8 protein-coding genes are annotated in these 9,237 nt (G+C 71.8%); 1 reads left to right on the forward strand and 7 read right to left on the reverse strand.

Annotated elements, in window-relative coordinates; translation table 11 throughout:
* Positions 1-3: 3 nt before the first annotated feature.
* Positions 4-228: a DUF2061 domain-containing protein gene (locus ACYQ8L_RS09710; RefSeq protein ID WP_459941591.1), complete on the reverse strand. Its 225-nt coding sequence runs from the start codon at positions 226-228 to the stop codon at positions 4-6.
* Positions 229-512: 284 nt separating this feature from the next.
* Entirely contained in the window at positions 513-1,103 is a 591-nt protein-coding gene (locus ACYQ8L_RS09715) for a tetratricopeptide repeat protein (protein ID WP_459941592.1), read from the reverse strand.
* A 242-nt stretch (positions 1,104-1,345) separates the two neighbouring features.
* Here ACYQ8L_RS09715 and ACYQ8L_RS09720 point away from each other — a divergent pair, with 242 nt between their 5' ends.
* A complete protein-coding gene (locus tag ACYQ8L_RS09720) occupies positions 1,346-2,173 on the forward strand; it encodes a TIGR02757 family protein (RefSeq protein WP_459941593.1) in 828 nt (275 codons plus the stop codon).
* 65 nt (positions 2,174-2,238) lie between these two features.
* Here the strand turns inward: ACYQ8L_RS09720 and astB are convergent, their stop codons facing one another.
* The 5 genes from astB to ACYQ8L_RS09745 form a co-directional block, all read right to left on the reverse strand.
* Positions 2,239-3,594 carry an N-succinylarginine dihydrolase gene (astB, locus tag ACYQ8L_RS09725; protein WP_459941599.1) on the reverse strand — a complete coding sequence of 452 codons (1,356 nt, stop codon included), beginning with the start codon at positions 3,592-3,594 and terminating at the stop codon, positions 2,239-2,241.
* Positions 3,595-3,704: 110 nt separating this feature from the next.
* The gene (locus tag ACYQ8L_RS09730) at positions 3,705-5,249 is read right to left on the reverse strand and encodes a succinylglutamate-semialdehyde dehydrogenase (protein ID WP_459941594.1); all 1,545 of its coding nucleotides are present in this window, start codon (positions 5,247-5,249) and stop codon (positions 3,705-3,707) included.
* Positions 5,249-6,274, reverse strand: coding sequence for an arginine N-succinyltransferase (locus tag ACYQ8L_RS09735; RefSeq protein ID WP_459941595.1), 1,026 nt, complete (start codon positions 6,272-6,274; stop codon positions 5,249-5,251). The genes ACYQ8L_RS09730 and ACYQ8L_RS09735 overlap by 1 nt, the downstream gene beginning before the upstream one ends.
* Positions 6,271-7,653 (reverse strand): aminotransferase class III-fold pyridoxal phosphate-dependent enzyme, encoded by a 1,383-nt coding sequence (locus ACYQ8L_RS09740; protein ID WP_459941596.1) that lies wholly within the window; start codon positions 7,651-7,653, stop codon positions 6,271-6,273. The genes ACYQ8L_RS09735 and ACYQ8L_RS09740 overlap by 4 nt, the downstream gene beginning before the upstream one ends.
* Positions 7,654-7,794: 141 nt before the next feature.
* Positions 7,795-8,967: a hydrolase gene (locus tag ACYQ8L_RS09745; RefSeq protein WP_459941597.1), complete on the reverse strand. Its 1,173-nt coding sequence runs from the start codon at positions 8,965-8,967 to the stop codon at positions 7,795-7,797.
* Between the last annotated feature and the right edge of the window lie 270 nt (positions 8,968-9,237).

Here is a 9,237-nt window from a genome sequence, read left to right on the forward strand (position 1 = left end):
GGGTCAGATGTAATATTCGGGTTCGGGCCGGTGCCGGCCGAACGGGATACGGTTCCACAGTCGTTCGTGCAGGAAGTAGGCGCCGAACTTGACCACCGTGTCGGTGATCCCGATGGTCGCGGCGAACTCGGCCTCGCCGGTGGCCGCGAACACGATCGCGGTGGTGACCACGGTGGCCACCAGGCGCCATGACAGGGCTTTCGCAAGGCTCCGGCGGGCGGTTTCCACGGTTTTTACCTTAAAGTAGTAGGAGTAGTTTTGTTGGACGCAGTGCAAATGTATAGCAAAGCGATCGGTAATGCAAGCGCACAACGCGGAAAACTTGCAAGAAATCGCCGTAAAATGACGTAGACAGCCGGGGAATGGGACTTCGCTGGACTCGCGGAGGCCCGACGGCGCAGGTCGGTACGGGCGGGTTCTTCGGGGGAAGGCGGGGAAGGGTTCGGGCCGGAAAACAAAACCCCCGGCCGAAGACCGGGGGCAAGCGGAACCGAACGAGGAACGGGAATGGGTCAGCGGTTCACGGCGACCAATCCGGGCTGAACCTTGCCCAGGGTCTCATCGTCCAGGATGCGTTGCGTGAGAACGCAGTCGGGGTACACGTAATCGGCTAGGAGGCAGGCGCAGGGAGCGCCGGACTTTTCCTGGATCTCGATCTCGTCGCCCTTCTTCACCCAGTTCCCCCCGCTCACCAGGATCCGGCCGCCGATCACGGCCAGAACCCGGCCGGGTTCCTTGGGTAGCGGGGCTTCCTTCTGGGCCAGAGTCGCCACCAGGGCCTCCACCGCCTCGCGGTCGGGCGCCGTGGGGTCGAGCTCCAGATATCGTTCGAAATGGTACCGCGCGAGTCGGTACGCCCCGAACCCCTTCAGGAAGGCCACCCCCAGGTTGTAGTGCGCCTCGGGGTAATCCGGTACGATCTCGAGCGCCTGGAGGTAGCAGTCGATGGCGTCGGCGTACCGCTTAGCCGCCAGGAACTGGTTGCCGGCCTCCTTCATCAACCGCGCCGAGCGGGGGATGTCGGCCGCCGGCGCCCAATGGGCGAGGAAGAGTGCCGATCCGACCACGAGGGCCACGACCCAACCCACCTGTTTCGTTCGCATGGCGAACCCCCTTGAAACGAGAAGAACGAGACGGCCTCTGCCCAGAAGCGGGGAGGGCGGAAGCCCGTCCCCGAAAAGGAAGTTTCATGCCGAAAAGTAGCAAAAAATTTCCCAAAGACAACCCCAAACCGCCGGCGGAAGGAACCCTTTTGCGGGAATCCCCAGGGAATGTCCGGACGCCGGCGAGGGCCCGGGGCGGATCCGATTCAAAGTTTGTGCCACGGAGAACAAGTCAGGCCCCGGTGACCCGGGAGGCGCTGGAGGCCCTGTACCGAACCCACCACCGCCCGGAGCTCCTGTGGCCCGACCCGCTGGTGTACGCCCGGGGGTGGGACGATCCGGCCGACGGCGAGGTGGCGGCGCTCACCGCCGCGGCCTTCGCCTACGGCCGGGTGGAGAAGATCCTCGAGGCCCTGGGGACCGTGTTCGAGGCGCTGGGCTCCCACCCGGCCCGGGCCCTGGCGGCCACGGAGCCCGCCGCGTGGATTGAACGGTTTCAGGGGTTTTCCTATCGGTTCCACAAGGGGGCCGACGTGGCGCTGTTCCTCCACCTGGTGGCCCAGGCCCGGGAACGGCACGGAAGCCTCGGGGAGCTCTTTCGGTCGGCCGATCCGGGGGGAGACATCGGGGTCGCCCTCGCGCGGTTCGCGAAGGCCATCCTTTCCGGCGACGCCCGGCCGATCCTCGGGGTCCGGGAGGTTCCCCCCGGGCACCCGGTGCGCCACCTTCTCGCGTCCCCGGCCAGGGGGGGCGCGGCCAAGCGCCTGTGTCTTTTCCTGCGTTGGGCCGCGCGCCGCGACGCCCTCGATCCGGGGTACTGGCACGGCCTCGTGGACCCCCCCCGGCTGGTCGTTCCCCTGGACGCCCACGTAGCCCGGGTGGGCCGGGCCCTGGGCTTCACCCGCCGCCGGGCCAACGACTGGAAGACGGCCCGGGAGATCACGGCCGCGCTCGCCCGGTTCGACCCGGCCGACCCGGTGCGCTACGACTTCTGCTTGTTTCGCTACGGCATGGGCCGGTACGGACCCGCCGGCGGGAAAGACGGCGCGCGGACGCCCCGCGGTTCGTGAGGTCCAAGGCCCTTCCCCGCGCTTGGCCGGCCGCTGCCGGACCGCCTCGGGGCCAAGCCCGGGCCTCAGAGGGAGGGGTAGAAGCCCGGCCCGAGATCCAGAAGCCGGGCCAGTTCCTCAAGGGCGGTGTACACCTCCTGCAGGAGCTGCGGGTCCCGGAGGTCGTCGAACACCAGGCGGTCCCGGTAGTGCCGGTTCACCCAATCGCGCAGGGCCTCCAGAAGATCGGGGGTGAGGAGCACGCCCGGGTGCACGGCCCGGAACTCCTCGGGCGTCAGCACCACCCGGAGCCGCAGGCAGGCGGGGCCGCCGCCGTTTCGCATGCTCTGGCGCACATGCACGTAGTGGACGGCCCGGATCGGGCCCTGGGTTTCCACGAGCTCGGCCAGGATCCCCCGGGCCTCGGGGTCGGCCCGGCATTCCGTCGGGGCTACTATGGCCATTCCGCCCTCGGGGAGCGTCAGGATCTGGCTGTTGAAGAGGTAGGTCGCCACGGCCGACCGCAAGGGTAGGCGCCGTTCCGAGATCCGGTAGAGGTGGAGCGGCCGGCCGAACGCCTGCTGGAACCCCCGCGCCAGCTTCCGGGCTGCGCCCGGGTCCGCCCAGGCCGAGGCGTGGCAGAGGAGCACGTCCTCGTTGGTCACGGCGGCGACGTCGTTGTGGAACACTCCGGCGTCGATCGCCTTGGGGTTCTGGCGCAAGAACACGGTGCGCTCGGGCGGGGTTCGGTGGCGGCGGGCGACGGACTCGGAGGCCTCCAGGGCCTGGCGCGCGGGAAACCGGGCCGGTTCCCGGCCCTCCACCCGCAGCGCCCTCCGGCCGTACACGAACACCCCGATCCCCGCCGAACCGTGGGCGGGTGCCAGGCGCATGTGGTTGGCGGCGCCCTCGTCGGCAAGGGCCGGGGACGGGGGGAGCGGCGGGTGGACGGCGAACCGTGCGGGGTCCGGGAAGATCCGAAGAAGGGCCCGGTGGGTTCCCTCGGCCTCCAGGAACCGGTGGAAGTGGGTCACGAGGTTCGCCGGGGTGAAGTGCACCCGGCCGTCGGCCGCGTCCGCCGAAGGGGTCACGGTGGCGGCGTTCGCGGCCCACATGCTCGAGGCGCTGGAAACCGCGGCGAGGAGGTCCGGGGCGTCCCGATAACACCGCTCCAGGACCTCGGCATCGGATCCCCGGAACCCGAGGGCCCGCAGGGTGGGGAGATGGGGCCGTTCCTGGGGCGGCAGCACGGCCTGGGGCACCTCGAGGGCCATGACCCGCTCCATCTTGGCCAGCCCCTCGAGGGCCGCGGCCCGCGGGTTCGAGGGCGACCCCCGATGGGTCATCGAGGCGACGTTGCCGTACGCGAGCCCGGCGTAGTGGTGGGTGGGCCCCACCAGACCGTCGAGCTGGAGTTCCACCGCTTTGTCGGGAGGCTGCATCATCCGCACCCCTTCGGACTCACGCCACGAACCTCAGGGATCTTCGTGGCCAGCTTGGCGGGCGTTCGAGAGGCCTGAAGTACACGCCCCGACCGGGCAACGGCGGCTTCCTATCTCACGCCACGCTCGCGACGAATGCCACGATCTTCGCGGATCTTCGTGGCGAGCCTGGCGGGCGTTGCGAGAGGCCCAAACTCAACGCCCGGCGGAAGGTTTGGGGGCGCCGTGAGTTCCGCCTCCTGGATCGCCACCGGGTCGGCGCACTGGTCCACGGCCCAGTACCCCAGGGGCCGGTGGTTTCCGCTCGCGCCCAGCCCCCCGAACGGGAGCCGCCCGCTCGCCCCGGTGGTGGGGCGGTTCCAGTGGATGACCCCGGCCCGGAGGCCGCGCTGAAACCGCTCGAACTTGCGGCGGTCGGGTGTGAGGAGCCCCGCCGCGAGCCCGAACGCCGTGGCGCCCGCGAGCCGGACCGCCTCGTCGAAGGTCCCGGCCCAGTACACCCGCAGGAGCGGGCCGAACCACTCCCGGTCGGGATCGGCCGGTCCCAGGCCCGAGGCGTCCACCACCCCCGGCGACAGAAACGCCCCGCCGGGGCGGAGGATGCGGGGTTCCAGGAGCGGCCGGCCCCCCTGGGCCACGAGCCGGTGCCAGGCCCGGCGGATCGTGAGCGCGGCCCGCCGGGTGACCAGGGGGCCGCCGAAGGGTTCGGGTTCCTCGTGCCAGGCGCCGAACCGGAGCCCGCGGGCCCCCTCCACCACGGCGTCGAGGATCCGGCGGCCTCCCCGGGAGCGGGGCAGGATCAGACGCCGGGCGCAGGTGCACCGCTGACCCGTGGTCAGGAAGGCCGAAAGGAGGGCGTGGACCGCCGCCATCCCCTCGTCGGGCACGTCGTCCCAGATGACGAGCGGGTTGTTGCCCCCCAGTTCCAGGGCGAGAAGGGTTTCGAACCGGCCCGCCAGCGCCCGGTGGAGCCTTCGGCCCCCGGCCACGCCGCCCGTGAAGAACACCCCGTCCACCCCCGGAGCCGTGGCCAGGGCGCGGCCGACCGCCGCGCCCCCCTGGACCAGGTTCAGGACCCCGGGCGGCAGGCCCGCCGCCTCCCACAGGGAGGCCAGGAGTTCGCCGGTTCCCGGGGTGAGTTCGCTCGGCTTCCAGACGACCGCGTTCCCGGCGAGGAGCGCGGGCACGATCTGGCCCGAGGGCAGATGGGCCGGGAAGTTGAAGGGGCCGAGCACCGCCACCACCCCCAGGGGCCGGTGTTCCACCCGTCCCACGGCCCCGCCCAGGTCCACGGGGACGTGCGAGCACCGCTCGGCGAACGAGGCCTCGGTAAGGTCCACCTTGGCCCGCACGGCATCCACCTCGGCGCGGGACTCCCACAGGGGCTTCCCGGTCTCCCGGGCGATCCGGCGGGCGAGTTCCTCCCGGCTGGCCGCGAGTTCGTCCTGGAACCGGCGGAGCACCCGGAGGCGATCTTCCCGAAGGGTTTCCTCCCACCCGGGCGCGGCCCGCGCCGCGGCGGCAACGGCCTCTCGCACCTGCTCCGGCGCGGCCTCGCGCCCGGTCCAGACCTCCTCGCCCGTGGCGGGGTCGGTCCGTCGGAACGCCGGACCCCGGCCCCCGATCCACCGGCCGCCGACCCAGAGCCGGCCCATCAGGCCGTTCCCCCCGGCCGCAGGGGTGCGCAGGCCACGGGATCCCCGGGTGAAACGCCGAGCACGGCTCGGGCTTCCCCGTCGAGGGGCGCCTCGGCCGCCCCGGCGGGAAGGGGAACCGAGACGATGGGCACCCCCGTGGGGTGGGGTGCCACGAGGTGGGGCACGCCGTCCGCGGGCCGGGCGGCGGGAGCGGCCGGCACCACGCGGGTTTCCCGGACCGTGCGGATGGCGGGCCGGTCACATCCGACCACGGGACCCCCGTCGAAGATGTCCACGAATCCCAGGGGCTCGAACCCCTCCTGCCGGAGGAGCGCCAGCGCCGGCTCGGTCTCGGGGTGGACCCGGCCGATGACCTCCTGGGCCTCCCGGGGCAGAAGGGGCACGTAAATCGGATGGGTCGGCATGAGCTCCGAGATGATCCGCTTGTCCCGCACGCTTAGGTAGTCGGCCTTGGGGAAATCGATGCCGAAGAAGTGCCGGCCGATGGCCTCCCAGAACGGGCAGCGGCCGGCCGGGTCCACCACGCCGCGCATCTCGGCGATCACCACCCGCTCGAACCGGTGCGGCTGGCAGGCCATGTAGAGGAACCGGCCGAGGGAGAGCATGCGGCCGTTGCCGTGGCGCCGGTACGCGGGGGAGAGGTAGAGGCTCCCGATCTCGCACGGTCCGCTGTGTTCGCGCACGAGGTGCAGGCACCGGATCTCTCGGCGGATTCCCAGGACCTCAGAGACGAGTTCGTGGGTTTCGAGGCGGTAGGTGTAGAAGGGCTCGAACCCGCCCACCTTGGCCACGATGCCGCTCGTGCCGGCGATCGCGCCGGTCTCGAGATCCTCGAGGACGAAGAGGTACGACTCCCCCCCGGGCTTCCGGATCTCGCGGCCGAAGGCCTCGGCCCCGTCCCGGACCCGGTCGGCCAGGAGGTCGGGGTCCTTGGGCAGGCTCGTGAGCCCGTAACCCGACGCCCCCACCAGCCCCACCACGGCCTCCAGGTCGTCCACGCGCACCGGCCGAAGAACCATCATGGCGGCCCTCCCTCGATCACCCGTTCCACGATCCCGACCACGGCCTCGAGGTCCGTCTCGGAGACGGCCGGGGCGGGCACCAGGAACCGGACCCGGGCCGGGTCGTGGCCGGCCGTGTACGCCACAATCCCCTCGTCGAAAAGGCGCTGCACCGTGGCCTTGGCCGCGGCCTCGGAGCCGTCGAAGGGGGTGAACGCCACCATCGCCCCGAGCCCGAAGGGGCCCCGGATCCGTTCGGGCATCCGCTCGGCCAAGCGGCCCAGTCGTTCGCGGAAGAACGCCTCCACCCGTGCGTTTCGGCCCCCGGGCCCGAAGAGGCCGGCCTCGCGGATCTCCCGGACCACGGCCCGGCCCACCCAGAAGGAGGCGGTGGCCCCGGTGAAGGTCTGGCTCACCAGGCCCGCCGGGGGCCGGTACTCCGACCGAAACAGGGTGGCGCACACTTGGGTCATCTTCCCCACGGTCACGAGATCCACGAGGTCGTCGAGCCCGAAGTGCTGAAACGCGAAGGGAGCGTGGGTGCGGCCGAAGGTCTGGATCTCGTCCACCACCACGGCGACGCCGCGGTCCCGCAGTTCGGCCATGAGGGGACGGAAAAACTCCGCGGTGCCCGGATAGAACCCCCGTTCCCCCTGCACCAGTTCGAAGATCATCGCGGCGTGGCGGCCGGGGTAGCGATCGAGGTGGCGGCAAAGGGCCTCGTGGGCCCGCGCCGTGCTCCCCTCGGGATCCCCGGGGTCGAAGAACGGCACGTAGTCCACGGCCAGGGTGGGGGGGAGACCCGTGCGGTAGCCCGGCCGGTCGGTCACCCATGCGAGCGCCAGGGTGCGGCCCGCGAACCCGCCGTCGAAGGCGAGAAGGCGGTCGGCCGGCGCGTGGCGGTGGAACGCGAGCTTGAGCGCGTTCTCGTTGGCCATGGCCCCGCTCGTGGTGAAGAACACGTGCCGAAGGGCCGCGCCCCCCTCGTTCGCGAGCCGGAGGAGGTCCTCGCCCAGGGCCGGCACGACCCCGCCCTGCTGGAGGTTCCCCTGCATGGCCACGTCCTCGAGGGCCGCGTCGAGGGCGGCCTCGAGGAGGGCCGGGTGGCCGTGGCCCAGGAAGTGGACCCCAATTCCCCCGATCATGTCGTATTTGACGCTGCCGTCCACAAGCTCGACCAGGGGCCCCCGGCCCCGGCCGGTGGCCAGGTAGGGGAGGGCGAGGGGCCCTCCCCGGAGTTCGGACCACGCCTCGATCCGCGCCCGGGCGGCCTCGGCCCTCGCGGGGTCCGGGGGGCGCACGCCCCTCAGGTCGGCCTGGAGTTCGGCGATCCTCCGGAGCAGCCCTTCCCGGAGTTTCTGGATCCCGGGGTCGGTTCGAAAAGGGTTCAGGGTGTCCAAGGTGTCTCTCCTACCAGGGGCCCCCCCGGGGGCCTTACCGCGGGAAGGGCCACGGCCGGGACGAAATCCCCGGTGGGAGCCCCGTTTTCGGCGGGGTCCAACGGCGATCCCGGCTGCCCGGCCGCCTGGCCGACGGGCCGCCTAGCCGGAGTTCCACGGAACTCCGGCCTCGAGCCGGCACAGGAAGGCGTGCACCAATGCGGCCCGCTCCTCGAGGCTCTCCACGGCCACCCACTCCTCCGCCGTGTGCATGCCGTCTCCCCGGGGGCCGAGGCCGTCGGCGCAGGGGAGGCCCAGTGCGGTGAGCAGATTGGCGTCTGAAACCCCACCGCTCGGCCTCCAGGTGAGCTCCCGGCCCAGGTCCGCGGCGCAGGCGACCAGTGCCCGGTAAACGGCCAGGGCCCTGGCGTCCAGACGGCGGGGCGGCCGGCCGAACCGGCCCTCGATCTCGATCGTCACCCCGAACCGGGCTGCCACCCGGGCGTGGACGGCCGCCAGGGCCTTCTCGAACCGGGCCGCGGCCTCCGGGGTCCGGGCCCGGACGTTCCACCGGGCCACCGCCCGGTCGGGGATCACGTTGACCGCCTCCCCGCCCCGGATCTCCCCGACGTTGATCCGCAGCTCCGGTTCGGCTCTCCCGAGTTCGTCCAACTCTACGACCAGGGCGGCCAGCGCGTGGACGGCGTTTCGCCCCCGTTCGGGGTTTCGGCCCGCGTGGGCCCGCCGCCCGCGAACCACCGCGATGTAGTTCCCCGACCCGTCGCGGTCGGAAACGAGGGCCCCGTCGGGGTGGGAGGGTTCGAACACGAGGGCGAGGTCGTGGCCGGCGGCACGCCTTTGGAGTTCCGGCCCCGAACAGGGGGATCCCAGTTCCTCGTCGGGGGCGATCCAGACCGACCAGCCGATCTCCGGCGAGGTGCCGGAATCGGCTTCGCACCGCCGGAGCGCCTCCCACAGCACCAGGATGCCCCCTTTGTCGTCGAGGGCTCCCACGCCCCACAACCGGTCCGATCTCCGGGAATCGGGGGGAGAGGGGGCGGAGGGTGGGAGGGCCGTGTCGGCGTGGGTGACCAAGAGCACTCGGCAGGGCGCCTCGGGCCTTCGGGTCACCCAAAGGGCCGGGGCCGGCACGAACGTCACGGGTTCACCCGCCTCGTCGCGGGTGTGCCAGGCCGGCAGGGAAACGAGCTCGGTCTCCGCCCCAAGTTTCGCGAAAAGGGGCTCGAGTTCCCAGAGAAATCGTTCCACCCCGGCCGGGTCGCGGCTCCAGGTCGGCATCCCGACCCATCGAGTCAGCCGGCGAACAAGGTCCATGGAGGTCCCCCGGGCCACTGCGGGGCCTTACAACGGAGGAAGGCAACGCCCGGGCCGGCGCCGGTGTGGGAGCGCCTTCCAAGGCGCGACCCGGGCCGAAGGCCCGAAAGAAAGGGCGTCGCGGCTTGGAAGCCGCTCCCACAGGTTGGGGCAGCCGCTGGCGCCGGAATCCCGAATGTTCTTAGCCGCCTAGCTGCCGAGCAGCCCAGCCGCCTAGCCGAAGTTCTTTGGAAGCAGCCCAGCCGCCTAGCCGAAGTTCTTTGGAAGCTC

It is taken from the genome of Deferrisoma palaeochoriense (assembly GCF_054656955.1).

Excerpts from the sequence above, each read along its gene's own strand:
- ACYQ8L_RS09715 (WP_459941592.1), bottom strand. The coding sequence starts at position 1,103 with ATGCGAACGAAACAGGTGGGTTGGGTCGTGGCCCTCGTGGTCGGATCG.
- astB (WP_459941599.1), bottom strand. The coding sequence starts at position 3,594 with ATGCAGCCTCCCGACAAAGCGGTGGAACTCCAGCTCGACGGTCTGGTG.
- ACYQ8L_RS09730 (WP_459941594.1), bottom strand. The coding sequence starts at position 5,249 with ATGGGCCGGCTCTGGGTCGGCGGCCGGTGGATCGGGGGCCGGGGTCCG.
- ACYQ8L_RS09735 (WP_459941595.1), bottom strand. The coding sequence starts at position 6,274 with ATGATGGTTCTTCGGCCGGTGCGCGTGGACGACCTGGAGGCCGTGGTG.
- ACYQ8L_RS09745 (WP_459941597.1), bottom strand. The coding sequence starts at position 8,967 with ATGGACCTTGTTCGCCGGCTGACTCGATGGGTCGGGATGCCGACCTGG.